The organism is Kitasatospora sp. NBC_01300 (assembly GCF_041435235.1).
Classification (GTDB): Bacteria; Actinomycetota; Actinomycetes; order Streptomycetales; family Streptomycetaceae; genus Kitasatospora.
This window is the reverse complement of record NZ_CP108408.1, coordinates 4132296-4159120: the sequence shown is the minus strand read 5'-3', so window position 1 is coordinate 4159120 and position 26825 is coordinate 4132296. Positions and strand designations below refer to the sequence as shown.

Here is a 26825-nt window from a genome sequence, read left to right as displayed (position 1 = left end):
CGGTCTGCGCGGCCCCGGCGGCCGCCCCGCGGTGGACGTCCGGACGCTGACCCGGGTGCTGTTCGAGCGGCTCGCGGAGCTGCCCCCGGGCTCCCCCGAGCGGGAGCGGGTCCGGGCCGCCCTGATCGAGGTGAACATCCCCCTGGTCCGCTACGCGGCCACCCGCTTCCGCAGCCGCAGCGAGCCGATGGAGGACGTCGTCCAGGTCGGCACCATCGGCCTGATCAACGCGATCGACCGCTTCGACCCCACCCGCGGCGTCCAGTTCCCCACCTACGCACTGCCGACCATCCTCGGCGAGATCAAGCGCTACTTCCGGGACAACGTCCGCACCATGCACGTCCCGCGCCGGCTCCAGGAGCTGTGGGTCCAGGTCAGCGGCGCGATGGAGGAGCTGACGGTGCTGCACGGCCGGGCCCCCAAGGTGCCGGAGATCGCCGCCAGCCTGCGGATCCCCGAGGAGGACGTCCGGGCCTGCCTGGACGCCGGGCGGGCCTACAACGCGGCCTCGCTGGAGGCGGCGCAGGAGCACGAGGGCGGGCTCGCCCTGCTGGACCGGCTCGGCTACGAGGACTCGGCGCTGGCCGAGGTCGAGCACCGGGACATGGTCCGCCACCTGCTGGTCCAGCTGCCCGAGCGGGAGCGGCGGATCGTGATGCTGCGGTTCTTCGCCAACCTGACCCAGTCGCAGATCAGCACCGAGCTGGGGATGTCCCAGATGCACGTCTCGCGGCTGCTCTCCCGCATCCTGACGAGGCTTCGGACCGGCAACTCCTGGGAAGACTGAGATTGCAGCGCGTTACCCTCGCGTGACATCTTGCGACGTTCGGGTTTGCCGTGGACCGTGTTCCGGTATGGAGGGGGAGGGCCCCCGCCGGGAACCTCCGTGCGACGGCCCCCGTTCAACTGTCAGTCACAAGGGGGTGGGCGCATGTCCGGAGAGCTGGGCACTGCGGAGATCCACGCTGGTCAGGCCAACGGTACGGCTGTCGCCGAGGACCGGATCCCGCTCCAGCGGGTCCCGGCCGCCGCGCCGCCCGGGCCCGAGACGCCGCCCGGCTCCGGGCTGGACACCCGGACGCTGTCGCGCTCGCTGTTCCTGCGGCTGGCCGCCCTGGAACCGGGCAGCGCGGAGCACACGTACGTCCGCGACACCCTGATCGAGCTCAACCTGCCGCTGGTCCGGTACGCCTCGGCGCGCTTCCGCAGCCGCAACGAGCCGATGGAGGACATCGTCCAGGTCGGCACCATCGGCCTGATCAAGGCGATCGACCGGTTCGACCCCGAGCGCGGGGTGGAGTTCCCCACCTTCGCGATGCCCACCGTGGTGGGCGAGATCAAGCGCTTCTTCCGGGACACCAGCTGGTCGGTCCGGGTGCCCCGGCGGCTCCAGGAGCTGCGGCTGGCGCTCACCAAGGCCGGTGACGACCTGTCCCAGCGGCTGGACCGCTCCCCCACCGTCGCCGAGCTGGCCGCCTGCCTGGGGGTCAGCGAGGAGGACGTGGTCGAGGGCCTCGCGGTGGGCAACGCGTACACCGCCAGCTCGCTCGACTCCAGCCCCAGCGAGGAGGACGGCGACGGACCGCTGGCCGAGCGGCTCGGCTACGAGGACCTCGCGCTGGAAGGCGTCGAGTACCGGGAGTCGCTGAAGCCGCTGCTGGCCAAGCTGCCGCCGCGCGAGCGCCGGATCATCATGCTGCGGTTCTTCGGCAACCTCACCCAGTCGCAGATCGGCGAGGAGATCGGCATCTCCCAGATGCACGTCTCCCGACTGCTCACCAGGACGCTGACCCAGCTCCGCGAGGGCCTGATCAGCGAGGGCTGACAGGCCCGGGGAAGCCACACCCGTCGCCGTCCTGGCAGGCCGATCGTCAGCCTGCCGGGACGGCGTCGTCCATCGCCCGGCCGGCCACTGCGGTGGCGCGTTCGTCGGTGCGCTCGACGGCTCGTTCGTCGGTGCGTTCGTCGGTGCGCAGGAAGTCCGCGAGGACGGTTCCGCGGTCGGCGCCGACGGTGTGCGCGCAGCGGGCCGAACTCGTCGGTAATGACACGGTTCAGGCCATCACTGCACAGGGCCACGGCGTGCCGCGGCGCCCGCCCGTCGACCGCCCAATAGCCGCCGGGATCACGGGCGTTGAGCGCACCGCGCGGTCCGGGAGTGGGCCCGACCAGCGCCGTTCGACCGGCTCCGGCGCCGCTTTCCGCCCGGCCCCGATTGCACCGGACTCGGTCCGCCGATCGACCGTGCGAGCACCTCCATTGCATATTCGGACTGTCACATGGCACAGCGGTGCCCGATATTGCATGAACCTGCCCAAGGCGTCGGCAAGATGTGCAAGAGTGTCATGCGCGACGACGACAGTGTAGGTGTCCGGTGGTCCGCCCAAGCCGCACGGGCGGTAACCAGGTGTAGCTCTCAGCTTCCGCTTTTTCATTCTCAATTCATTATTTGCATGGCCGGTCCGGTTCCGGTCACAATCGGCGCCTTCATGGCTTCGCCATGAACGTTGGTAACAGGTTCGCTGCACTCTCGCCCAATTGGTCCCTCGCAGAGGCCCCCCTCGACCAGGATGGGCGCCGGGCAGCCTGCTGCCCGCGAACAGCTACAGGGCAGGCGAGCGCTGAGCAGCGAGGCGCCTACCCAAGGGGAGGATCACCATGGGTCGAGCGACCCGAAGAGTTGCCGCGTGCGCGGCGGCAGTTCTGCTGGCCAGCGGCCTGCAGACCACCCTGGCCCACGGCGACACGCCGCCCAGGATCGACCTCACCATCCTGGTCATCGACGACGGAGGCCCGTCGGTCGCGGCGATCACCGCCGAGCTCAAGAACCAGGGCACCCCGTACAAGGTCGTCAACCTCAACGACACCAACCGTCCCATCATCAACTCGGCTTTCCTCAGCGACACGGTGAACGGCCAGCCCCGCGGGAAGTACCAGGGCATCGTCCTTCCCAACGAAAACCCCTTCCCCAACAGTGCGGCCGAGATGACGGCCATCGCGGGCTACGAAGCCGCATTCGGAATCCGGCAGATCGACGCGTACACGTTCGCCAGTCCTGCGGTGGGGCTGAACTACGCGGTGAATCCCGGTTACTACGGCACGCTGGACGGATTCCAGGGCGCCACCACCACGGCCGGCACTTCGGGTCCGTTCGGGTACCTCAAGGGCAGCGTGCCGTTCGAGGACAACGACCCGACCGTCAGTGAGAGTTACGGCTACCTGGCCACGCCACTGGCCAACCTGCCGGCCGGCGCCTCGTTCGTCCCGCTGGTCGACGCCGCGATACCGAGCACCACCTCGCGCGGTTCGCTGGTCGGCGAGTACACCCACGACGGCCGCAAGGAACTGGTCGTCACGTTCGTCTACAACCAGTACCAGCAGCAGTACCGCCTGCTGGCCCGCGGCATGGTCGACTGGATCACCCAGGGCGTCCACCTCGGCTACGACCGCAACTACTTCGCGGCCCACGTGGACGACGTCTTCCTGGCCGACGACCGCTGGGACACCGTGCTCAAGTGCACCCCCGGCGACGTCACCTGCCCGCCCGGCACCCCGGACACGGCCAACCCGATCCGGATGACGCCGGACGACGCCCAGCACCTCAAGCAGTGGCAGACCGCCAACGACTTCACCCTGGACATGGTGTTCAACGGTGGCGGCAGCGAGGACTGGAAGGCCGACCACCAGACCACGGTGGACCCCACGGCCAACCAGATGATCGCCGACCAGAACAGCTACCGCTGGGTCAACCACACCTACACCCACCCGTACCTGGGCTGCGTCCAGGACGTCACCGTGGTGCCGTGGCGCTGCTCCAAGGACTCCTCGGGCAAGACCGTCTGGACCGACCAGAACACCATCTCGGGCCAGATCAAGGACAACTTCGACTGGGCCGCCAAGAACGGCCTGAAGGTCGACCCGCAGGCCCTGGTCACCGGCGAGCACTCCGGCCTGCTGACCGCCCCGCAGGAGACCAGCGACAACCCGAACCTGGCGCCGGCGCTGGCCGCCAACGGCATCAAGTTCACCGGCAGCGACGCCTCCCGCGAGCCCGCCCAGCGGGCCGTCGGCTCGTCCACGCTGACCGTGCCGCGCTACCCGATGAACGTCTTCTACAACGCCGGCACGGCGAAGGAGGAGGCCGACGAGTACAACTGGATCTACACCAGCAAGGCCAACGGCGGCAGCGGCGTCTGTGAGAACAACGCCAACTCCACCTGCCTGACGCAGCCGCTGGACGTCAACACCGGCTTCCAGTCGTACATCGTGCCGCTGGAGGCCCGGATCGACCTCGGGCACGTGCTGAGCAACGACCCGCGGCCGCACTTCATCCACCAGTCGAACCTGTCCGAGGACCGGATCCTCTACCCGGTGCTGGAGAAGATCCTCGGCACCTACCGGTCGCTGCACGCCGACAACACCCCGATCGTGAACCTCGGCGAGCGCGAGATCGGCCAGGAGTTCCAGCGCCGCGCCGCCTGGAACTCGGCCGTCGCGGCCGGCCAGGTCACCGGCTACCGGGTCGGCAACACCGTCACGGTCAACGCTCCGGCCGGTGTTCAGGTCCAGGCCACCATGCCGACCGGAACTTCTCAGAAGCTGGTCATCGGATCGACCGCCTTCGGTTCGTCCTACGCCGGTACGATCTCCGGTTGGGTGTCCCCGGGCACCCTGCAGAGCAGCGTCTCCCTGCAGCTCCCCTCGGCCGGCACCCCGGCCGCCCCGGCCGCCGTCGCACCCGGCGTCGCGGCCAAGTCCGTCCCGGCCCCGGCCCCGGCGGACAAGAAGGTCGTCCCGCAGGGCGTCGCCACTCCCGTCCCGGTGGGCCCGAGCGACACCGGTCGTACCAGCGCCCCGACCCTGGTCCCCGGTAGCGGAAACCCGGTGCCCGGCAAGGACGTCGCCACCGGCGGCAACGGCGGCACCGCCGCTGCCGCCAAGAGCGGTAAGGCCACCGGGGGGGCGGCCTCGCTCGGCACCAGCACCACCGGACGCTCCGGCAACCGGTAGCCCGCAGCACCCGATGGCGGGGCCGGGCCGGTCGCCCGGTCCGGCCCTGCCTCGGGTCCCGTTCCGGCCACCCAGACCGGACACCGAAGCAAGGAACAGGAGGGGGGACAGGAGATGCGCGTCACCCTGCTCACCGAGGGGACGTATCCGCACCAGCACGGCGGTGTGAGTGTCTGGTGCGACCAGCTCGTTCAAGGCATGCCGGACGTCGACTTCGACGTCATCGCCGTCACTGGTACCGGCCAGGAACCGCTGGCCTGGGAACTGCCCGCCAACGTGCGGTCGGTCACGACCGCACCGCTGTGGGGCCCGGCCTCCGAGGCCGGACCGCCCCGCGGCAAGGAGATGCGGCGCTTCCTCAACGCGTACGAGCGCTTCCTCCACTCCATCCTCGATCCGGTCTACACCACCCACTTCGGCACCGAGCTGTACGGCTTCGCCGACCTCGCCCGGCGCGGGCTGCTCAGCCCGGCGCTGCGCAGCGAGCGCGCCCTGCGCACCCTCCAGCACGTCTGGACCCGTGACTACCTGCCCACGGCCGTCTCCCGGCCCACCATGCACGACGCCCTCAACGCCACCGACCTGCTGGAGCACGCCCTGCGGCCGCTCTCGGTCGAACCGCCCACCGGCGGCGTCGCGCACGCCGCCAGCGGCGGGCTGGCCACCCTGCCGGGGCTGATCGCCGCCCAGCAGTACGGCGTACCGTTTCTGCTCACCGAGCACGGCATCTACCTGCGCGAGCGCTACCTCGGCTACCGCACCGGCCCGTACCGCTGGCCGGTCAAGGCGCTGCTGCTCGGCTTCTACCGGATGCTCGCCGAGGAGAGCTACCGGCAGGCCGCGCTGGTCACCCCCGGAAACCGGTACAACCGGCGCTGGGAGGAGCGCGGCGGCACGCCGTCCGCCCACATCCGCACCGTCTACAACGGCGTGGACCCGGCGGCCTTCCCGCCCGCCGGGCCCGAACCCGAGACGCCGACCCTCAGCTGGGCCGGCCGGGTCGACCCGATCAAGGACCTGGAGACGCTGATCCGGGCCTTCGCCATCGTCCACCGTGAGATCCCCGAGGCGCGGCTGCGGCTCTTCGGCGGAACTCCCAAGGGCGGCGAGGCCTACCGGGACGGCTGCATAGCCCTGGCCGCCGAACTCGGCATCGCCGACTCGGTGGCCTTCGAGGGCCGCGTCGCCGACATCACCGACGCGTACGCGGCGGGCAACGTGGTCATGCTCTCCAGCATCAGCGAGGGCTTCCCGTTCACCCTGATCGAGGCGATGTCCTGCGGCCGGGCGACCGTCTCGACCGACGTCGGCGGCGTCCGCGAAGCCGTCGGCGACACCGGACTCGTCGTCCCTCCCCGCGAACCCGAACCGATGGCGGCCGCCGCGATCGAGCTGCTGCGCGACGCCGAGCGGCGCGCCCGCCTGGGCGAACAGGCCCGGCTGCGGGTCATCGAACAGTTCACGCTCCGCCAGAACATCGACGGCTTCCGGGGCATCTACACCGAACTCCTCGGCACCGCGCGCTGGATGCCGGACGGCGTGGTGGCCGTCACCGACCAGACCCCCACCACCGACTGGGACCAGCAGCTCGCCGCCGCCCAGCCGCAGCACAGCGAGGTGGGCGCGTGAACGAGCTGAGCGAGAGAACCATCAACGGGTACGTGTGCGGGGTGGAAGCATGAGTGGGCCCCTGCGGCTCGTGGAGGACGAGGGCGGCTCCGAGCGGACGATGCAGCTGCGCACCCTGCCGCTGAAGCGCCGCCGCCCCGCCCCGTCGGCGCAGCCCGAGCCCGAGGAGCAGCTCGACCTCTCCGCGGACCCGCTGGACGAGCTCGCCGAGCGGCTGCACGACATCTGCGCCGATGCCGTCCACCCGTACGAGATCGCCGCGTTCCTGGAGTCCGACGGCCTCTCCGACGAGCAGGCCGCCCTGCTGTACGGCCGCCCCGACTCGTTCACCCTCGCCGAGGAGCTGTTCGAGAAGGTCGAGCGCCGCTACCCCGGCCCGAGCTCCGAGTTCGCCAACCCGTGGCGGGCCGACCCCTGGCGCTGCGTCGTGCGCGGCCTGGTGTTCGCCCTGCCCGGGCTCGGCTACCTGCTCGGCGCCAACCTGTTCGCGGCCACCCGGATGCGGTTCGGCCTGCCCTCCGGCATGCTCGCGCTGTCCGTCGCGACGCTGGTCAGCTGGGGCTTCAACCAGGCGCTGGCACACCGCTCGTACCGCTGGCTGGGCCGGCTGCGGCGCCGCGAGGCCGCGGTCTGCCTGGCCCTCGGGGCGCCGCTGGGCGCGCTGGTCGCGTCCGCCGCGGCGTACGTGGTCGGCGGGCCGCTGGGCGCGCTCCTCTTCGCCGCCGGGCAGTCGATGTACCTGGGCGCGGCCACCGTCCTGTTGGTGCTGGGGCGGGAGAAGTTCCTGCTGCTGGCCCTGGTCCCGGCCTCGGTGGGCGCGGGCGTGGTGCTGGCCGTGGACGTCCCGCAGGTCGTGCGGACGGTCGTGCTGCTCGTCTCGCTGGTGCTGGCGGTCGGCCTGGCCGCCCGGGAGCTGCTGTTCTGCATCCGCGGCGGCGAGAAGGAGTCCGTCGAGCTGAAGCTGCCGATCCGCCAGGAGGTCCCGCACCTGCTGTTCGGCCTGGCCTGCGGCACCCTCACGCTGATCGCCGGCCTCGGCGAGACCATCCACCAGGCGGTGCAGACCGGCGCCGCGCACGGCGCGAAGGCCACCCCGACCGGACCGGCCATGATCGCGCTGACGCTCAGTCTCGGACTCGCCGAGTGGCTGCTCTTCCGCTACCGGGCGATGGCCGTGGCCGCGCTGCGCACCAGTCACACCAGCGGGCAGTTCACCCGCCGCACCGGCGGGATCCTGCTCGGCTGCCTGTTCATCTACCTCACCACCGTGGCCGCGCTGGACGCCGCCACGACCGTGCTGTGGCCCGGCGCCCCCGCGCTCGGTGTGCCGCAGCTCGGCGCGATGCTGCTCCTCGGCGGCTCGCTCTGGCTGGCGCTGCTGCTGAACGCCTTCGGGTTCAGCTGGAGCACCGCCCTCATCTGTCTGGCCGCCGCGGGTGCCGAGAGCGCCGGGCTGCTGACCGGTGCGGATCCGATCGTCCTGCAGCTGATCGGCTGCGGGGCGGCCGCCTTGCTCCTCACCGCCATCGCCGGGCCTGCGCTCGGCCGCACCACCCAGCACCGCTGAACACCGAAATCACGCACGCCCAATTCGCGTGCACCGCTCGACCCGCTCCACCTGAACACGCTCCACAACGCGCTTCACCCGAACACGCTCCACCTGAACGCGCTTCACGGCACAACTGAACCACCACCGGCCGGTCGCCACCGGGAGTCCGGCCGTTCCCAAAATCGAGAGAGCGAATCACGCATGAGCAGCGTCGCGGTCACCGGAGCCGAGGGCTTCATCGGCTCCCACCTCGTCGAGTCCCTGGTTGCCGACGGGCACCAGGTCCGGGCCATGGTCCAGTACAACTCCTTCTCGTCCTTCGGCTGGCTGGAGACCCTGTCCAAGGAGGTGCTGGACTCGGTCGAGATCGTCCTCGGCGACGTCCGGGACCCGGGCTCGGTCAACGGCCTGGTCAAGGGCACCGAGGCGGTCTACCACCTGGCCGCCCTGATAGCGATCCCGTACTCCTACCTGGCCCCGCACTCGTACGTCGACACCAACGTCACCGGCACCCTGAACGTGCTGGAGGCGGTGCGCCACCAGGAGATCCCGCGTCTGGTGCACACCTCCACCAGCGAGACGTACGGCACCGCGCAGACCGTGCCGATCACCGAGGACCACCCGATCAACACCCAGTCCCCTTACGCCGCCTCCAAGGCCGGCGGGGACCGGCTGGCCGACAGCTACCACGCCAGCTTCGGGACCCCGGTCGTCACCCTGCGCCCGTTCAACACCTTCGGCCCGCGCCAGTCGATGCGCGCCGTCATCCCGACCGTGATCGCCCAGGTCGCCGCCGGCGAGACCGAGATCACCCTCGGCGACCTGCGCCCGACCCGCGACTTCATGTTCGTCAAGGACACCGCGCACGCGTTCCGCACGGTCGGCACCGCACCCGCCGAGACCGTGGTCGGCCGGACCTTCAACGCCGGCACCGGCGGCGAGATCTCGGTCGGCGACCTGGTCTCCCTGGTCGGCAAGCTGATGGGCGTCGACCTCCTGGTGAAGGAGGACGAGCAGCGCATCCGCCCGGCCAACTCCGAGGTCATGCGCCTGGTCGCGGACGCCACCCGGCTGCGCGAGGCCACCGGCTGGGCCCCCCAGTTCACCCTGGAGCAGGGCCTGGAGCAGACCATCGAGTTCTTCCGCGACCCGGCCAACCTGGCCCGCTACAAGACCGACATCTACAACGTCTGACCGCCGTAGCGATCAATGCCCGTCCTGGTAACCAAGGTTCGTGTCCTGCACATCCTTTCCGTGGGGGAAACACCATGCATGCAGTGATCCTGGCCGGCGGTAAGGGCGTCCGCCTCCGCCCGTACACCACCGCGCTTCCCAAGCCGCTCGTCCCGATCGGCGACCAGCACGCGATCCTGGAGATCGTGATGCGCCAGCTCGCCGCCGCGGGCTTCAAGACCGTCACCCTGGCCATCGGCCACCTCGGCCACATCATCCGCGCGTACGTCGGCAACGGCTCCCAGTGGGGGCTGCGGGTCGGCTACGCCGTCGAGGACAGCCCGCTCGGCACCATGGGCCCGCTGCTCACCATGCAGGACCGCCTGCCGGAGCACTTCCTGGTGATGAACGGCGACATCCTCACCGACCTGGACTTCGCCGGGGTGCTCAAGCACCACGAGGCGTCCGGGGCACCGCTCACCATCGCCACCTACGCCCGTCAGGTGAAGATCGACTTCGGTGTGCTGACCGCCGAGTCCGGCAGCATCACCGGCTTCCAGGAGAAGCCGAGCATCGACTACCGCGTCTCGATGGGCGTGTACGGCGTGTCCCGTTCGGCGCTCGCCAAGTACACCCCCGGCCTGCCGCTGGGCTTCGACGAGCTGGTGCTGGACCTGCTCGCCGCCAAGACCCCGCCCGCCGCGTACGACTTCGGCGGCTACTGGCTGGACATCGGCCGCCCGGACGACTACGACCGGGCGAACGCCGAGTTCTCGTCCATCCGACCGGTGCTGATGCCCTTCGAGTCGGCCGGCGCCGGCCAGGGCGTGGCGGAGCTGCCGATCCCGGCCGCCCGCACCGCCCCGGACGACACGGCCGAGGCTCCCGCCACCGCGGGCGCCCAGAGTGACGGACGGGCCGCGTGAGAATCCTGCTCCTCGGCGGCGACGGCTTCCTCGGCCGTCACGCCACCACCGTCCTGCGGTCACTGCCCGGTGCCACCGTGCTGACCGCGGGCCGGCGGCCCGCCCACGACCTCCGGCTGGACCTGGCCACCGCCCAGGCCGGCCCGCTCGGCGAGGAACTCGCCGCGCTGGCACCCGACGTGGTGGTCAACTTCGCCGGCGCGGTGGCCGGCAGCGCGGTCAAGCTCGCCGAGGTGAACGCGCGCGGCCCGGCCGTGCTCTGCGAGGCGCTGCAGCTCGGCGCCCCGAAGGCCCGGCTGGTGCACATCGGTTCGGCCGGCGAGTACGGCGTCTGTCCGGCGGGCAGCTCGCTGTCCGAGGACTCCGACGCCCGCCCGGTCGGCGTGTACGGCGCGACCAAGCTGGCCGGCTCCCTCGCGGTGGCCGGCTCGGCGCTGGACGCCGTGGTCCTGCGGGTGTTCAACCCGGTCGGCCCGGGGGCACCGGCGGGCTCGCTGCCCGGCCGGCTGGCCGCCGAGCTGCTCCGGGTGGCGCCCGAGGGCGCCGACGGCGTGATCACGGTCGGCGACCTCTCCGCCTACCGCGACTTCGTCGACGCCCGGGACATCGCCCGCGCGGTCGGCCTGGCCGCCGCCGCGGACCGTCCGCTCCCCCGGGTGCTCAACCTCGCCTCCGGGCAGGCTCAGCAGGTCCGGGCGATCGCGGACGGGCTGGTCGCCGCGGCCGGCTTCACCGGCCGGATCGACGAGAGCGGGGCGGGCTCCGAGCGCTCGGCCGCGGTCTCCTGGCAGCAGGCCGACGTGTCGGCCGCCGCCCGGGAGCTCGGCTGGCACCCGGAGACGGACCTCGCCGACACCCTGCGCGACCTGTGGCTCAGCACCGCCGAGCCCGCCTCCCCACCGGTCGTCGCATGACCGGCGGGATCATCCCCGACGGCCGCCTGCTGGTGCCGCTGTACGTCCACCCCGCGGTGGACCCGGCGGCCTGGCAGGCGGTCGCCGCCGCCGACCCGGGCCGGATCGCCGCCGTCGTGCTCAACCTCGCCGACGGGCCGGGCGAGAACCCGGACAACGTCTTCGCCGAGGCCGCCGACCGACTGCGCGCGGCCGGAGTGCCGCTGGTCGGCTACACCGACACCGACTACGGCCGCCGACCGCACGCGGCGGTGGTCGCCGACATCCTGACCTACCGTCAACGCCACGACATCACCGGCGTCTACCTCGACCAGGTGGCCACCCACCCGGGTGCCCTCGCGCACTACCGGCGGCTGGCCACGGCCGCGCGCGCGGCCGGCTGCGGCACCGTGGTCTTCGGCCACGGCGAGCACCCCGACCCGGGGTACGCCGAAGTCGGCCTGGCCGACCTGCTGGTCACCTTCGAGGGCGACTGGGACACGTACCGTGCGATGACGCTCCCGCTGTGGACCGGCCGCCACGCGGCCTCCCGCTTCTGCCACCTGGTGTACGACGTCCCCGCCGAACACGCCGAGGACGCCACCGCGCTGATCGCCGCCCGCCGGGCCGGCGTCGGCTGCGCCGTACCGGGCGCCGGGGAGAACCCCTGGCGCACCCTGCCCTACGGCCTGACCGCTGCTGAACTGACCTGACCCGATCCGGAGTTCGACTACCGTGAACCGCCGTACCCGGCTCCTGCCGGCCGCCATCACCATCGCCGCCGCCCTGCTGGCGACCTCGTGCAGCAGCTCAGGCTCGGACGACGACGGCTCCTCGGCCGACGGCTCCCCGAGCAGCCCGCCCGCGGCCACCGCCCCGACCACCCCGGACGGCAGCGCGACCCCGGGCACCCCGTCGGACGCCGGCACCACGCCCCCGGCCCCCGGCACGCCCAGCGCCCCCGGCACACCCACCGCGCCCGGCGCCACCACGCCCCCGGGCGCCACCACCGCCCCGAGCACCCCCGGGACCCCGAGCGGAACTCCCGGCGGCACCACCGCCCCGCAACCGGCCGGCGCCCGCTGGCAGCCCACCCCGGGCCTCGCCTGGCAGTGGCAGCTCGGCGGCACCGTCGACCAGTCCGTGGACGTCCCGGTCTACGACATCGACGGCTTCGAGAACGACGCCTCGGTGGTGGCCGCGCTGCACGCCAAGGGCCGCAAGGTGATCTGCTACATCAACGCCGGCTCCTGGGAGAACTTCCGCCCCGACTCCGCCGCCTTCGCCAAGTCCCTGCAGGGCTCCGACACCGGTTGGAAGGGCGAGAAGTGGTTCGACATCCGCAAGCTCGACCAGCTCAAGCCGCTGATGGCGGCCCGCTTCGACATGTGCAAGAGCAAGGGCTTCGACGCCATCGAGCCGGACACCATCGAGGCCTACAACCAGAACAGCGGTTTCCCGCTCACTCCTGACGACCAGATCAAGTACAACCGCATGCTGGCCCAGCTCGCCCACGAACGCGGCCTGGCCATCGGTCTGAAGAACGACCTCGACCAGATCCCGGCGCTGCTGCCGGACTTCGACTTCGCGGTCAACGAGGAGTGCTCGCAGTTCGACGAGTGCGACCGGGTCGCGCCGTTCGTCAAGGCGGGCAAGGCGGTCTTCCACGTCGAGTACAAGCTCGGCACGGACCAGTTCTGCGCCAAGGCCAAGTCGCTCGGCTTCAGTTCGATGCAGAAGAAGCTCGACCTGAACGCCTGGCGCAAGCCCTGCTGAGCACCGGCGCACCGGTTCTCGGCGCACCGGTTTCCGTCGCGCGGGTGACCCTCGTCCGGGTCACCCGCGCGAGGATCACTTGACCGCCAGCCAGATGACGCCGCCCAACACGGCCAGCACGATGACGGCGACCAGCGCGATCACGCCGGTGCGGCCACCACCACCGCTGTTGCTGCGGCCGTAGGTGGAGACGGTGCCCGGCGCCTGCGGGGCCGCCGGGGTCTCGTCGACGAACGCCCGGAACATCTGGGTGCTGCCGGCGGGGTCGTAGTCGTTGTCAGCCATGGCACGGACTCTAACGAATCCGCCCACCTCACGGACACCCCGGACCCCTCCTGCGCGACCCCCACCACCCGGTCGCGCAACGGCGGTACGACATCCTCGTGAAGTCCGCCCGACACGCGGAATGCCGACCAGTGCGATCCGGTTGAATCCGACCATGACCGGAAACCACAGCGACGCCCCGGGCCGGGTCCGCCTCGGCGCCTCCGACCTGTCCGTCTTCCCGCTCTCCCTCGGCGGCAACGTCTTCGGATGGACGGCCGACGAGCAGCAGTCCTTCGCCGTCCTGGACGCCTACGCCGCGGCCGGCGGCAACTTCGTCGACACCGCCGACGTCTACTCGGCCTGGGCCCCGGGCAACACCGGCGGCGAGTCCGAGACCGTCCTCGGCAACTGGCTGCGCAGCCGCGGCAACCGCGACGACGTCGTGATCGCCACCAAGGTCGGCATGCATCCCGAGGCCGGCGGTCTGGGCGCGGCCAACATCAAGGCCGCGGCCGAGGGTTCGCTGCGCCGCCTGGGCGTCGAGCGGATCGACCTGTACTACACCCACCGGGACGACGACACCCCGGTCGAGGAGTTCGTCACCGCACTGGACGAGCTGGTCCGCGAGGGCAAGGTCGCCGCGGTCGGCGCCTCCAACATCGGCGCCGAGCGGCTGTCCGAGGCGCTGGCCTTCGCCGACCGCGAGGGCCTGGCCAAGTACGTCGCCGTCCAGCCGCACTACAACCTGGTCTCGCGCGGCACCTTCGAGGGCCCGCTGGCCGACGTGGTCGCCGAGCACGGCCTCGCCACCGTCCCGTACTACGCGCTCGCCTCCGGGTTCCTCACCGGCAAGTACCGCCCCGGCGGCCCAGGCGTCGACAGCGCCCGCTCCGAGGGCGCCGCCCGCTACCTGGACGACCCGCGCGGCCCGAAGGTGCTGGCAGCCCTGGACACCGTCGCCGGGGAGCACGGCGTCGCCCTCGCCACGGTCGCCCTCTCCTGGCTGGCCGGGCGGCCGACGGTCGCCGCCCCCATCGCCAGCGCCCGCACCGTCGAGCAGCTCCCGCCCCTGCTGGCAGCCACCACGCTCCGGCTCACCCCCGAACAGACCGCCCTCCTCGACGCCGCCTCCGCCTGACCCCGCCCCACCCGCAGGCTGCGAACCCGCCCCCACCCGGGCCCGTTCGCAGCCTGCGCCCGTTCCCGGCGAACCCCGCCCGGTTGGGAACGCCGTCCGCAATGATCGGACTTGGTCCACGAACGGCCCGACCCGGAACGGGACTTCGACGCCGAAGCCGGCACGGCGGCGGCATCACCAGGAATCCCGCCCGGGACGGGCTCCCTCGACGACGAGGACCGGAAGAAGTACGCGTGCCCGGCCCCCGATTCCGCAGACAATCCGGGCCCGGGCGGTAACACCCGCAGGATGACCGTCGGCCCCGCCGATCCGAGGGCCCGCGCCGGCACCGTCGACGAAATCCAGGCGACTTTCCGGGCGGTCGGCGAATCGGCCCGGAAAAAGACGGCCAACGCACCTGGCACACCGGCCCATTGGCAGATCGGGCCCGAACTGCGCAACCGATGCCTCCGCGAGGACGACCAGCCGGCCACGGTCACGCTTCGGGCCCCCGGCAGCACGCCGCTGTCGGGGGCCCGAAGCGCCCCGGCGCTACGGCCGCCCGAAGTGCGTCGGGTAGTAACCCGAGTTGAGGGTGGAGACCCGGACCGTCCTGCCGGGCCGGGGCGCCTCGACGAACTTGCCGCCGCCCAGGTAGATCCCCACGTGGTGGATCCCGGAGGCCCGGCCGCTGTCCGACCAGAACACCAGGTCGCCGCGGCGCAGCTGCCCCGCGCTGATCGGCGTGGTGGCCGCGTACTGGTCGTCGGCCACCCGCGGCAGGCTGATCCCGCTGCGCCGGTAGGCCTGCTGGACGAGCCCCGAGCAGTCGTAGCCTGACGGGCCGTTGCCGCCCCAGACGTACGGCTTGCCCAGCTGGGCGAGCGCGTAGTCGATGGCCGCCTCCATGCTGCCGGAGGCCGGTGCCTGGTCCGCCGACGGCGTGGCCGCGGGCCGGGCGGGAGCGGGATCGGCACCGCCGCCGGACTGGCCGGTGCGGCTCGCGTAGACGTCGTAGTGGCTGGTCCACCGCCACTCGCCGCTGCCGTTCTTGAACCAGTACTTCGACCCGTCCCAGCCCTGGCGCAGCCCGGAGGAGGAAGCGGAGGAGGCGGAACCGTTGGACACGGCGGCCGCCTTGCCACTGGCACCGCTGGAGCCGCCCGAGCCGCCGGACTGGCCGGTGCGGCTCGCGTACACGTCGTAGTGGCTGGTCCACCGCCACTCGCCGGCGCCGTTCTTGAACCAGTACTTCGACCCGTCCCAGCCCTGCTTCCCGGCCGCGGCGTGCGCGGACCCGGCACCGGCCGTCAGGCCGACCACGCCGGCGCCGGCCAGCACGGTGGTGGCCAGACAGGTACTCCGCACGGCACGGTGTATTCGGCTGCCGCCGGTCCCCGTCGCGGAGCGGGCGGTGCGCGGCCGGGCCGCGCAGTTCGGGCAGCCGCACCCCGCGATCGCGGGGATGCTGCCGGTGCTCTCCTCGAAGCCGATCAGGCCCCGGTCGAGGGTGGCGTCGAAATCGGCGTCGAGGTCGAGGTCGAGGCCGGGATCGGCGTACGCGCCGGTGGCTATCCTCATGCGGGTCGTCCTTCCTTCCGCCCGGCCCGTGCGGCCGGGGGCGGTACCGAGGCGGCCACTCCGGCCGGGGCGACGAAGGCGACCAGCAGCTGCTCCATCAGCGCGCTGCGGGCGGCCTCGTCCAGTTCGTGGGCGGTGGCGCGCTCCAGCCGCCGGACGGCGAGCGCCGCCGCCTCGACCGCGTCGTCCACCAGCACCGTCCGCAGGCCCGCGTCCAGGTCGGCCAGCCGACGGCGGCGCATCGACTCGGCGACCTCGGGCGCGTAGTCCAGTGCCAGCGGCTGCGCCGAGTAGACCTCCAGACCCGCCGGGGCGACCTCGGCGGCCAGTGCTCTGGTCAGCTCGTCGGCGAACCACTGCCCGTCACGCAGCGCGGGCCCGGGCGCCGCGTTGCTGTCGCACGGCAGGATGGACGCGGTGCGGGTGAGCACCGCCTGCACCTGCTCGCGCAGGTAGCTCTCGTGGTCCTCGATCGCCAGCAGCGCCCGCGCGGTGTCCTTGACCCGCCAGACGATCAGCAGCCGGACGACGATCGGAGTGCCGGTCCGGTCGACCGCCTTGACCGGCTCGCTGCGCCAGTGCCGCAGCCGCACGTCCACCCGGCGCCGGCGTAGCAGCGGGTTGACCCAGACCAGGCCGGTGCGGCGGACGGTGCCCCGGTAGCGGCCCCAGCGGGTCAGCACCCGGGTCTCGCCGCCCGCGTTGGCCAGCAGTCCGGCGAGCGCGAACACCACGAGCAGGCCGACCGCGCTGACCGCGGCGACCGACCTGGCGTCCACCTCGGCCTGGCCGCTCGCCTGCGCGGCGGCGCTGCGCAGGTCGGGCAGCGCGTCCCAGTACGGGATGACGCCGTCGCGCAGCAGCATCAGCAGCACGCCGGCCACGCCGACCAGCACCACCAGCAGGGCGATCCAGCCGGGCAGGACGGTGGCGCCGTGCTCGCGGACCGCCTGGTCGGCGCGCGGGGGGCGGCGGGAGGTGGCGGCCGCGGGGGCGCCGACCTGGACGGGCTCCGGGATCTCGGCGGTCTCCGGGGCGGCCGCCTCCAGCGGATCGCGCAGGTCGGCGGAGGCGCCGGAGGCCGGGCCGGGGACGACGACCAACGGAGTGGTCGCGGGGCCGCCGTCGACCGGGCCGAGCAGCTTGGCCGTCTTGGCGGCTGTGGCCGTGGCCAGCGGGCTGGCGCCGGAGGCGGAACGTTCCGGCAAGGCCGGTGGGAGCGCCTTGGGCAGGTGGTCGGGTCGCTGCGAAGAATCGCGGGTGACGTCCATGCACGGATCCTCGGGGTCGGTGTGTCGCGCAACGGGCGGCCCGGATCTGACGGGCAGTGCCAAGATCAGGCTAAGTTCATACGTCATCAAATGCGACATTTGAGGTGAGGTGTGTCGACATTTGCTGACGAATCGTCCGAAGCCGACCTGACGCGCAGGCACATGAATGGATGGTCGGGATGGTTCAGCGCAGGTCAGCGCCGTCGGCCACCGTCACCACGGGCGAACACCCGGCGGGTGATCAGCCCGATGGCGGCGAGCACCAGCAGGCCACCGGCGACCCCACCGCGCCAACCGCTCACGGTGGACCGAGCGGCCGCCGCCTGCGAGGCCTCCGCGGCCGCCCCCACGGGCGGCGCGCTGGGCGGCGCCGGCAGCTGCCCGGCACTCTCCCCGGCGGACCCGGGCGGTTCGGCGACTACCGGCGTCGATGACGGTGACGGTGACGGAGGCGATGACGGGGGCGATGCCAGTGACGGTGACGGTGACGACGCCACGACACCGACGGCCGCCCGGAACGGACCGGCGTCCAGGGGCGGAACGGTACGGAGCGTCGGAGGGACGGAACTGGTGGTGGTGGGGGCGGTCGGGAGGACGGTCGGGGCAGTAGGGGCGGTCGGGGTGACTGAAGCAGCGGTCGGCCCGGCCGCCGCCGGAACGGCAATCGGCAGCACGCCCACCGGCACCGGCGCGAGCGCGGGCGCATCGGGCGCCGCCCCCACAGCCGGGCTCGGCGACGAGGTGACCGGGATCGAAGGCCTGGACGGGGACGTGGACGGGGCTGGGGACACGGGCGACATCGCGGGACGGGACGGTACGGAGGAGGCCATCGCCGTGGAAGCACCGGCCGAGGGCAGCACCGGCACCGCCACGCTCGGACTCGGCCCGATCGGCACCGAAGCCGACGCCGACGGGCTCGGCACGGTCGGCACGGTCGGCACCGAGGCCACAGGGCTGGGCCGCACGGGAACCGACGCCCCCGAACTCGGCACCGCCGAAGCCGAAGCCGCCACCGACGCCGATGCCGACGGGCTCGCCACGGTCGGCACCGAAGCTGCAGGACTCGGCCGCGCAGGAGCCGACGCCCCCGAACTCGGCACCGCCGAAGCCGAAGCCGACGCCGACGCCGATGCCGACGGGCTCGCCGCCGCCGCGACGCGCACCGGCACCGCGTCCGCCGCCGCCCCGTTCCCGGCCAGATCGGTCGCCGTGACGACCAGCCACTGCTGCCCGTCCGTCAGGTCACGTGTGGCGGTGCAGGTCCAGCTGCCGTCGAGGGCCGCCGTCGCCCCGCACAGCACCGTCCGCTCGCCCGCCGCCGAAGCCGAGCCCGAGGCCGCCGAGCCGCCCGCCCGCGCCGTGACCAGCACCTTCGAGCCCGGCTCGGCCCGCCCGGTGAACGTCGGCCGGCTGACCCGCAGGGTCTCCCCGGCGGCCGGCGAGCCGAGCACCGGCTTGTCCGGCGGGACGGTGTCGACGACCAGCGCGACCGCCTGCCCGGCCGTACGGTTCCCGGCCGCGTCGACCGCGACGGGGGTGAGCAGGTGGCGCCCGTCCAGCAGGTTCTCGACCGGCAGGCAGGACCACTGGCCGTCCGCCCGGACGGCGCTGCGGCACAGTTCGGCGGCCTGGTCGGTGACCGCGACGATGCTGCCCGCCTCGCCGGTGCCGGTGAGCTGGATCCCCGGATCGTTGGTGTACTCCGGGAGGGTCAGGACGGGCGCCGCGGGCGGCGCCGTCTTCACGGTGACCCGGACGGCCTCGCCGCGCAGCACCACGCCACCGCTGGTGATCTCGACCGGGGTGAGGGAGTGCGGGCCCGCGGCGAGCGCTTCACCGGGCCGGCAGGACCAGTCGCCGCGGCGCTCGACCCGGGCCCGGCAGGCCGTGGCGTCGCCGTCCCGGATCTCCACCGAGGCGCCGGCGACCGCTCCGTCGCCGTGGATCCGCGGCCGGGCTTCGGCGAGGACGGCGCCGTCGACGGGTTCGGCGATCTCGGGCCGGGCGGCGCCGACGGTCAGTTTGATCCGCTGGTCGGTGACCTGCCCGGAGTCGGCGAAGCCGCCGGAGGGGACGAGTTGGCTGGCGTCGCGGGCGATCCGCAGCCGGGCCCAGGTGTCGCCGGAGCCGGCGCCGGTCGGGACGGTCCATTCCAGGGTCGCGGTGTCGGCGCCGGCCGGGATCTCGGTCTGCACCCGATCGGCGGGGTCGAATCGCCCGCTGTGGTCGAAGTCGATCCAGCCGGCCAGGGTCGCGGGCTGGTCGCCGACCGCCACCGGGACGGTGAGCCGGTAGTAGCGGCCGATCGCGGCCTCGGTGGGGAAGCTGATCGACGGGTCGGCGCCCTGGTACTCGCCGCGGCCGGGCTGGAGCTTGGGCGGCGGCGGGCTGGCGAAGGCGCTGCGCCGGCCGACGCCGTGGTCGAGCTGGACCAGCGGCTCGTCGGTCGGCCGGTCGGCCGCGTCCCGGTCGTCGGCGGACCGGGGGCGGGTGCGGTGCGCAGCGTTGGCGGCGTCCGCGCCGAGGAACAGGTCGGAGAGCACGTGCGAGGCGTTGCCGTAGTTCTGCGGGGCGGTGCCGAGGTCCTCGTCGACGGTGACGGTGTAGGCCTGGCGCAGGGCGGGCGGGGCGGTGGTGCTGCCGGCCTGGGCGGTGGAGCGCTGCTCGACCCGGAAGACCGCGGTGCGCAGGGTGCCGACGAGTTCCAGGGTGCCCTCGGAGACGGAGCCGGCCGCGCCGTCGGAGCTGCCGTCGGCGCCGACGGGCGCGAGGGCGTTGGCGTCGACCGTCCAGCCGGGCCAGTCGGTGCGGTTGACCAGGGTGGGGGCGGCGGGTGAGCCGCCGGTGAGGGTCAGCCGGGCCGCGGTGCTGGTGGTGCCGGACTTCCCGGTGGCGAGCGCGACCAGTCCGCTGAGGTGCAGCCGGGGGTTGCGGACCGGCCGGGAGAAGGCGAGCCGGAGCGTTCCGACGGTGCGCCAGGATCCGTCCGCCTGCGGGCGGTTCTCGGTGACGCTGAAGGTCTGCGCGGGGTTCCCGGGGTGCATTCCGTCCGCGTACGGCCCGGCCGCGCGCCCCCCGCCGGGGCGGTCGGCCAGTTCGCCGGCCGCGGCGGCCACCTCGGTGCCCGGGGTGGCGGCGAATTCGAGCTGGACGGAGAGGCCGGAGGGCAGGACCGCCCGGTGCTCCCCCGACCAGGCGTCAGGGGACTGCTGGGCCACCGAGAGTGGGGCGTTCCAACCGGTCAGCAGCCCGGCCAGGAGGACGGTCAGGGCGGCGGCCGTGCGGGGAAACTGTCGGCCCATCCGGCTCTCCTTCGCGGTCGGCTGCCGGGGTGCCGGGCAGTCTGGGCACAAGATCTGACAAAAAGGAATCACGATCCTGAACCGGTCATACTGCGACACCTGGGCTTATAGCCGGGTCCCACCCGTTTGGCGGTCATCCGAGCGACAGGACGGGATGTACCCGAAACAGATGCATTTCATCCATTAGGCCCGCAATCCAGAACGGAGCAGGCACCCGGCGCCCTCGTCCGGGCCCGGAAACGGGAGAAGCCCCCGGCCGGTGGCCGGGGGCTTCTCGCTGGTGCGCTCAGCAGGATTCGAACCTGCAACCTCTTGATCCGTAGTCAAGTGCTCTATCCGTTGAGCTATGAGCGCAAGGAACGGGCGAACCCGATCTTGCGGAGATTGGTGCGCTCAGCAGGATTCGAACCTGCAACCTCTTGATCCGTAGTCAAGTGCTCTATCCGTTGAGCTATGAGCGCTCGCCCTGATGAACAGTGCCAGCGGGGCGTTGCGGGGACAACATTACATGACCTGCGACGCGGGACGAAATCGATTGCTCCCTCCCCCCGGGCCGACCCCCTGGAGGCCGCTCCGGGCCCCCGGCGGCCCCGGCCTGCGGGGCAGGTCGGGGAGGCAGGTCGGGAAGGCCGCAGGTGGGGCCGGAACCTCCCCGGAGATGAGGAAAGCCCCGCCGACAAGATCGTCGACGGGGCTTTCCGGCTGCGGAGGCTGAGGGATTTGAACCCTCGATCAGGAATAACCCCGAAACCGCATTAGCAGTGCGGCGCCATAGACCGGACTAGGCGAAGCCTCCTCCACAGGGACCACGTCCGCGTGAGCGGACCCGTTCCGTGTGCCTGAGATGATGCCACAACCGTGGGGTTCGGCACCAACCACCGCCCACGTTACTAGGCGGGTCGACCCCGCCGCAAAGAAGAATGAGATACTGCCGTCTCCGGAGGAGCTGCCCTGAGCCGAGGAGACCTGTCGACGTGAGCAGCAGGCCGATCCGAGGCGCTGCTCGCCTCGCCGCCATACTCGACGCCCTGCCCGACGCGTTGTTGCTGGTGAACAGCAACGGCACCGTCGTGGACGCCAACAGCGCAGCCGTCCAGGCGCTCCAGACGCCCGGCACCTCGCTGGTCGGCATGGGCGTGCTGGACCTCCTGCCCGAGTTCGACCCCAGCCGGATCCCCGGCTCGATGCGCCCGGCCGCCCGCGACGGCGACGAGCCCGACCGCCCGGTCCGGATGACCGCCCGGCGCACCGACGGCACCAGCTTCCCGGTCGAGGTCTCCGGCAACGACTTCCCCGACGACGGCACCGGCGAGGGCCGCGGCTACGGGCTCACCTCGTACGACTCGTACCGCGAGCGCTCCCGCCCGTCCTCCGCGAGCGACCTGCTCCTGCTGCTGGTCCGCGACCTCTCCAGCCGGCTCGGCGTCGAGGCCGAGCTGCGCCGCCAGCACAAGCAGACCGAGATGATCCTGCGCGCCGCCGCCGAGGGCGTGCTCGGCGTCGACCTCGAAGGCCGCTGCGTGCTGGTCAACCCGGCCGCCGCGCACATCCTGGAGTACCGGGCGAGCGAGCTGGGCGGGCGCGAACTGCACCCGCTGATCCAGCACTCCCGGGCCGACGGCACCCCGCTGGCGCTGGAGGAGTCCGCGCTGCTGGACACCCTGACCTCCGGGCGCAAGCACCGGGTGCGCGGCACCGTGCTGTGGCGCAAGGACGGCCGCCCGGTCACCGTCGACCTCACCACCGCGCCGGTGCGGGACGGCGACCAGCTGGTCGGCGCGGTGATGACCTTCACCGACCGCAGCCGCGAACTCGCCCTGGTCGCCCGCAACGAACACCTCACCGCCGTCCTGGAGAGCGAACTCGGCGGCGCGCTGACCGCGCTGAACCAGCGGCTGGACGCACTCGCCGCCGACCCGGCCGGACAGCTGTGGCCGGAGGCCAACTGGACGCTGCGTCGGCTCGCCGACGAGTGCCGCCGGTTCAGCCGGCTGATCGACGGCGTGCTCGCGCACCAGCGCTCCGAGGCCGGCGAGACCGGCGAGACCGCCCCGGCGGACGGCCCGGACGCGAAGGACGGCAAGGACGGCAAGGACCGCCGCAAGCCGACCGAGCGGCGGGTGCCCGTCGCCCTGGACAAGGTGGTCCGACGGGCCGTCGAGGCGGCCGGCGAGCTGGTCGGCCCGGGCCGGGTGCGGTTCTCGGTGCACGCCGCCGCCGTCGAGGTGATCGCCGACGAGCGCCGGCTCGCCCAGGCGCTGGCCCACCTGGTCGCCGACGTCAGCGGCATCGGCCTCGCCCTGGACGCCCCGACCGCCCCCTCCCCCGGTCTGGCCGCCCCCGGCGCGCCCGCCGCGCTGCCCTCCGGCGGCGAGCAGCCGACCGTCGTCCTGGCCGCCGCCCAGCGCGGCGAGGTCGCCCGGGTCGAGATCCGCGGGTCCGGCCTCGGCGGCAGCCCCGTCCACCTGCCGATAGCCCGCGCGGTGGTCGAGCGCCACGGTGGCGTGCTCCAGCCGCACGAGCTGCCCGGCAAGGCCGGCACCACGTACGTCGTCGAGCTGCCGTTGGACCCGGCCGCCGCGAAGGCCGCCGCCGAGCGCGCGGCCGCCGAGGGCCGCTCCGACCGGCCCAAGGAGGGCGACAGCGCCGTCCTGCCCGACCTTCCGGGCATCCCGCAGCTGCCCAGCAGCGACGAGGCCGCCGAGCCGGTCGCCGACGGCGGCGAGCAGCCCGACCGCGAGATCCCGGCTCCGGCAGCGACCCCGGCTCCGGCAGCGGAGCAGCCCGCCGAGGAACCCGCCACCGAGCGGCGCGGCCGCCGCGGCCGCCCCGCCGCCGAGGAACCGGCGCCGCCGACCCGGACCGCCCCCAACGCCCCCGCCGACCAGTGGCCGAACGCCCCCGCCCGGATCGAGCGGGCCGTCCCCGAACAGTGGAACGGCACCGGCAACGACCCCGCGTACGGCCGCCAGGGACTGGCCGGTCCGGACGGCGCGCAGCGCGACCCCTGGGGCAAGGACGACGGCCGCTCCGGCCCCGCCTACGCCGTCCCCGTCGAGGGCGAGCGCCCGCAGCAGCACCGGACCGGTGGGCGCGAACCGCTCGCGCTCGGCCCCGGCACCGGTGCCGCCACCGCCGACGGCACCCCGGCGGGCGGCACGCCCGCCGCGGAAGGCGCCCCGACCGCCGACGGCGGCGAGGCCAAGCCCCGCCGGCGCCGCGCCCTGCCCCCCACCGAGGACTCCTCCGGCGGCTTCGCCCTCCCCGGCGCCCCCGACACCCCGGTGTACCCCGGCCTGGAGCACGCCCTGCCGACCGGCCCGGCGCCCGCGCAGCCCGAGCCCGCCGCCGCCCCGACCGGCCGCCGGCGCCGACTGGCCGTGCCGCCCGGCCCCGGCCAGGAGACCCCGGCCGCGCCGTCCGACCAGGCCCCGCAGGAGGACCGGCCCGCGCCCGACGGCCCCGCCGCGCTGCCGCCCGCCCGCCCGGCGCTGCCCGCCGCCGAGGACCCGTCCGGCCCGCGCCCGGTCGGCACCGGCCTCGCCGAACTCGCGCCGCCGCGCCCGCTCGGCGGTTCGCCGACCCCCGCCGCCGGACCGCAGCCGCCCGTCCCGGCCGAGGCCAGGACCGCCCCGCGCCCGATGGCCGAACTGCCCGCCGCCGCCGGCGACCGGACCGACGAGCAGCCGCCGACCATGGCCAGCCCGAACGGCCCGAACGGCTCGAACGGCGAGGGCGGCAGCGCCCGTCGGCTGCTGGTCTGGCCCGAGCCCGACCCGGCCACCCGGCAGGCCCTCCAGGAACGCGGCTACCGCCCGGTGATCGTCCGCTCCCGCGAGGAGGTGGACGCCCAGGTCGCCGGCTTCCCCGCGGCGCTCTTCGTCGACCCGCTGACCAGCCCGATCACCCGCACCGCGCTGCAGTCGCTGCGCACCGCCGCGCTCAACAGCCGCGTCCCGGTGCTGGTCACCGCCGGTCTCGGCCAGGCCACCCGGGACGCCGCGTACGGCGCCGACCCGGCCGTGCTGCTGCGCGCCCTCGCGCCGCGCGACGGCGAGCACCACGCCCCGCGCGTCCTGCTGGTCGAGGGCGACCCGGACATCGCCGCCGCCATGATCAGCAGCCTGGAGCGGCGCGGCATGCACGTCGAGCACGCGGTGGACGAGAACGACGCCGTCGCCCGGGCCAGCAGCGTGCAGCCCAACCTGGTGGTGATGGACCTGCTCCAGATCCGCCGCCGCCGGGTCGGCCTGCTGGACTGGCTGCGCGCCAACGACCGGCTGCACCGCACCCCGCTGGTGGTCTACACCTCGGTGGACCTCGACCCGCGCGAACTGCCCCGGCTGCGCACCGGCGAGACGGTGCTGTTCCTCGCCGAGCGCTCGACCAGCGCCGACGTCCAGTCCCGGATCGTCGACCTGCTCGGGCGGATCGGCGCGATGGGCGAGGCGGGCGTCGCCGCGGCGGGCTGACCGCACCCTGACGCCGAGGGCCGGCGAGATCCGCACGGCACGCGCCGAGGGCCGGCCACCCCGCTGGAACGGGGGTGGCCGGCCCTCGGCGGTCGGGCGGGCGGCTACTCCTTGCCGAGCACCGTCACGTCCAGTTCGTCCGCCGCGTAGCTGGCGCGGATCACCTTCTTGTCGAACTTGCCGACCGAGGTCTTCGGCACCGACTCGACGATCGACCAGCGCTCCGGCAGCTGCCAGGAGGCGATCCGGCCGGCCAGGAAGGCCCGCAGCTCGCTCAGCCCGGCCGTGGCACCCGGGCGCAGCACGACCGTGGCCAGCGGGCGCTCGCCCCATTTCTCGTCCGGGACGGCGACCACGGCGGCCTCGGCCACCTCGGGGTGGGCCATCAACTGGTTCTCCAGTTCGACCGAGGAGATCCACTCGCCGCCGGACTTGATCACGTCCTTGGCCCGGTCGGTGAGGGTCAGGTAGCCGTCGGCGGTGATGGTGCCGACGTCGCCGGTGCGCAGCCAGCCGTCCTCGGAGAACTTGTCGTCCGGCCGGAGCGGGTCCTGCCCGGCACCGCCGTAGTAGGCCCCGGCGATCCACGGGCCGCGCACCTCCAGCTCGCCCGCCGCGACGCCGTCGTGCGGCATCCGCTCACCGGACGGGCCGACCAGCCGGGCCTCGACGGAGGCCGGGAAGATGCCCTGGGTGACCCGGTAGGGCCACTCCTCCTCCGGGGTGAGGCCGCCGGGCGGCTGGGCGAAGGAGCCGAGCGGCGAGGTCTCGGTCATGCCCCAGGCGTGCAGCACGCGGATGCCGTGGCGCTCCTCGAAGCCCTTCATCAGCGAGGGCGGGCAGGCGCTGCCGCCTATGACCACCATGCGCAGGCTGGAGGTGTCGTAGTCGCCCGCGTCGAGTTCGTCCAGCAGGCCGCTCCAGATGGTCGGGACGGCGGCGCCGACGGTGGGCCGGACGGCGGCGATCATCTCGGCCATCGGCTTGGGCTGGAGGAAACGATCCGGCATGAGCAGGTTGGCACCGGACATGAAGGCGGCGTGCGGGATGCCCCAGGCGTTCACGTGGAACATCGGGACCACCGGCAGCGCGGTGTCGCGCGGGGTGAAGGCGAAGTTGTCGCCGGTGTTGACCTGGAGGCAGTGCAGGTACACCGAGCGGTGGCTGTAGAGCACGCCCTTCGGGTCCCCGGTGGTGCCGGAGGTGTAGCAGAGCACGGCGGCCTCGCGCTCGTCGAGGTCGCCGCGCCACGGGTAGGCGGTGGGCCGGCCCGCGATCAGCTCCTCGTAGTCGTGCACGGTGCCCGGGAAGCCGGCCAGCAGCGAGCGGTCGCCGGGGCCGTTCACCACGATGTGCCGGAGCGTCGGGGCGAGGTCCGGCAGGACGGCGGCGAGCAGCGGGAGCACGCTGCCGTCCACGATCACCGCGTGGTCGGCCGCGTGGTTGACGATGAACGACAGCTGGTGGGCGGGCAGCCGCAGGTTGAGCGTGTGCAGCACGGACCCCATCGCGGGGACGGCGAGGTACGCCTCCAGGTGGACGGCGTTGTTCCACATCAACGTGCCTATAACACTTTCCTCGGTGCAACCGAGTTCGTCGCGCAGTGCATGGGCGAGCTGTGCGGCGCGGGCACCTACCTCTGCGTACGTCCGGACGACCGGGCCAGTGCCGTCCCAGGTGGTGACCGTCGAACGGCCGTGGATCGTAGACCCGTGCTCCAAGATCCGGGCGACGGTGAGCGGTACGTCTTGCATGGTGCTGTACACGGGTCCTCCTTGACCGTCCGGCGAGCGTCGAGATCACTACTGACTAGTAGCGGGCTCGTCGCCTGCATTCTGGCGCGCCGCGGTGGCGCTGTC

At 73.2% G+C, this 26825-nt stretch carries 17 protein-coding genes, 3 tRNA genes and 1 pseudogene; 12 read left to right on the top strand and 9 right to left on the bottom strand.

The window, feature by feature from the left end; genetic code table 11:
• The first annotated feature begins 4 nt into the window (after window positions 1-4).
• Together OG556_RS18605 and OG556_RS18600 are read left to right on the top strand one after the other, a co-directional pair.
• Window positions 5-787, top strand: coding sequence for an RNA polymerase sigma factor SigF (locus OG556_RS18605; RefSeq protein ID WP_371522751.1), 783 nt, complete (start codon window positions 5-7; stop codon window positions 785-787).
• A 144-nt stretch (window positions 788-931) separates the two neighbouring features.
• Window positions 932-1825, top strand: a complete 894-nt coding sequence (locus OG556_RS18600; protein ID WP_371518026.1) for an RNA polymerase sigma factor SigF — start codon at window positions 932-934, stop codon at window positions 1823-1825.
• 46 nt (window positions 1826-1871) lie between these two features.
• Here OG556_RS18600 and OG556_RS18595 read toward each other — a convergent pair whose 3' ends face one another.
• Window positions 1872-2051, bottom strand: a complete 180-nt coding sequence (locus OG556_RS18595) for a hypothetical protein (RefSeq protein WP_371518025.1) — start codon at window positions 2049-2051, stop codon at window positions 1872-1874.
• A 607-nt stretch (window positions 2052-2658) separates the two neighbouring features.
• Between OG556_RS18595 and OG556_RS18590 the strand changes: the two genes are divergently transcribed.
• From OG556_RS18590 to OG556_RS18555, 8 genes and pseudogenes are all read left to right on the top strand, one after another.
• Window positions 2659-5010 (top strand): hypothetical protein, encoded by a 2352-nt coding sequence (locus OG556_RS18590; protein ID WP_371518024.1) that lies wholly within the window; start codon window positions 2659-2661, stop codon window positions 5008-5010.
• A gap of 114 nt (window positions 5011-5124) precedes the next feature.
• Window positions 5125-6639, top strand: coding sequence for a GT4 family glycosyltransferase PelF (gene pelF, locus OG556_RS18585; RefSeq protein WP_350876425.1), 1515 nt, complete (start codon window positions 5125-5127; stop codon window positions 6637-6639).
• Window positions 6640-6688: 49 nt separating this feature from the next.
• Entirely contained in the window at window positions 6689-8206 is a 1518-nt protein-coding gene (locus OG556_RS18580; RefSeq protein ID WP_371518023.1) for a hypothetical protein, read from the top strand.
• Window positions 8207-8389: 183 nt separating this feature from the next.
• A complete protein-coding gene (locus tag OG556_RS18575; RefSeq protein WP_371518022.1) occupies window positions 8390-9382 on the top strand; it encodes a GDP-mannose 4,6-dehydratase in 993 nt (330 codons plus the stop codon).
• Between the two features lie 74 nt (window positions 9383-9456).
• A pseudogene (locus OG556_RS18570) lies at window positions 9457-10158 on the top strand (NDP-sugar synthase); the annotation flags it as partial.
• Between the two features lie 125 nt (window positions 10159-10283).
• A complete protein-coding gene (locus OG556_RS18565; RefSeq protein ID WP_371518021.1) occupies window positions 10284-11201 on the top strand; it encodes an NAD-dependent epimerase/dehydratase family protein in 918 nt (305 codons plus the stop codon).
• The gene (locus OG556_RS18560; RefSeq protein ID WP_363579765.1) at window positions 11198-11893 is read left to right on the top strand and encodes a spherulation-specific family 4 protein; all 696 of its coding nucleotides are present in this window, start codon (window positions 11198-11200) and stop codon (window positions 11891-11893) included. The genes OG556_RS18565 and OG556_RS18560 overlap by 4 nt, the downstream gene beginning before the upstream one ends.
• Window positions 11894-11915: 22 nt before the next feature.
• Window positions 11916-12956, top strand: coding sequence for an endo alpha-1,4 polygalactosaminidase (locus tag OG556_RS18555; protein WP_371518020.1), 1041 nt, complete (start codon window positions 11916-11918; stop codon window positions 12954-12956).
• A 75-nt stretch (window positions 12957-13031) separates the two neighbouring features.
• On the opposite strand, the gene OG556_RS18550 is transcribed toward OG556_RS18555, so the two are convergent.
• Window positions 13032-13241, bottom strand: a complete 210-nt coding sequence (locus tag OG556_RS18550; protein WP_350876437.1) for a hypothetical protein — start codon at window positions 13239-13241, stop codon at window positions 13032-13034.
• Window positions 13242-13395: 154 nt separating this feature from the next.
• Here OG556_RS18550 and OG556_RS18545 point away from each other — a divergent pair, with 154 nt between their 5' ends.
• Window positions 13396-14361 carry an aldo/keto reductase gene (locus OG556_RS18545; RefSeq protein ID WP_363579767.1) on the top strand — a complete coding sequence of 322 codons (966 nt, stop codon included), beginning with the start codon at window positions 13396-13398 and terminating at the stop codon, window positions 14359-14361.
• Window positions 14362-14892: 531 nt separating this feature from the next.
• On the opposite strand, the gene OG556_RS18540 is transcribed toward OG556_RS18545, so the two are convergent.
• The 6 genes from OG556_RS18540 to OG556_RS18515 all read right to left on the bottom strand — a co-directional run bounded on the left by OG556_RS18540 (window position 14893) and on the right by OG556_RS18515 (window position 21290).
• Window positions 14893-15921, bottom strand: a complete 1029-nt coding sequence (locus OG556_RS18540) for a C40 family peptidase (protein ID WP_371518019.1) — start codon at window positions 15919-15921, stop codon at window positions 14893-14895.
• Window positions 15918-17192, bottom strand: a complete 1275-nt coding sequence (locus OG556_RS18535) for an SPFH domain-containing protein (RefSeq protein ID WP_371518018.1) — start codon at window positions 17190-17192, stop codon at window positions 15918-15920. The genes OG556_RS18540 and OG556_RS18535 overlap by 4 nt, the downstream gene beginning before the upstream one ends.
• A 194-nt stretch (window positions 17193-17386) precedes the next feature.
• Entirely contained in the window at window positions 17387-20494 is a 3108-nt protein-coding gene (locus OG556_RS18530) for an Ig-like domain-containing protein (RefSeq protein WP_371518017.1), read from the bottom strand.
• A gap of 278 nt (window positions 20495-20772) precedes the next feature.
• A tRNA-Arg gene (locus OG556_RS18525) sits at window positions 20773-20848 on the bottom strand.
• 31 nt (window positions 20849-20879) lie between these two features.
• Window positions 20880-20955 (bottom strand) — tRNA-Arg (locus OG556_RS18520).
• Between the two features lie 244 nt (window positions 20956-21199).
• Window positions 21200-21290, bottom strand: a tRNA-Ser gene (locus OG556_RS18515).
• 178 nt (window positions 21291-21468) lie between these two features.
• On the opposite strand from OG556_RS18515, the gene OG556_RS18510 reads away from it, so the two are divergent.
• Window positions 21469-24966: a PAS domain-containing protein gene (locus tag OG556_RS18510; protein ID WP_371518016.1), complete on the top strand. Its 3498-nt coding sequence runs from the start codon at window positions 21469-21471 to the stop codon at window positions 24964-24966.
• Between the two features lie 104 nt (window positions 24967-25070).
• Here the strand turns inward: OG556_RS18510 and OG556_RS18505 are convergent, their stop codons facing one another.
• The gene (locus OG556_RS18505) at window positions 25071-26732 is read right to left on the bottom strand and encodes a long-chain fatty acid--CoA ligase (protein ID WP_371518015.1); all 1662 of its coding nucleotides are present in this window, start codon (window positions 26730-26732) and stop codon (window positions 25071-25073) included.
• Window positions 26733-26825 lie beyond the last annotated feature (93 nt).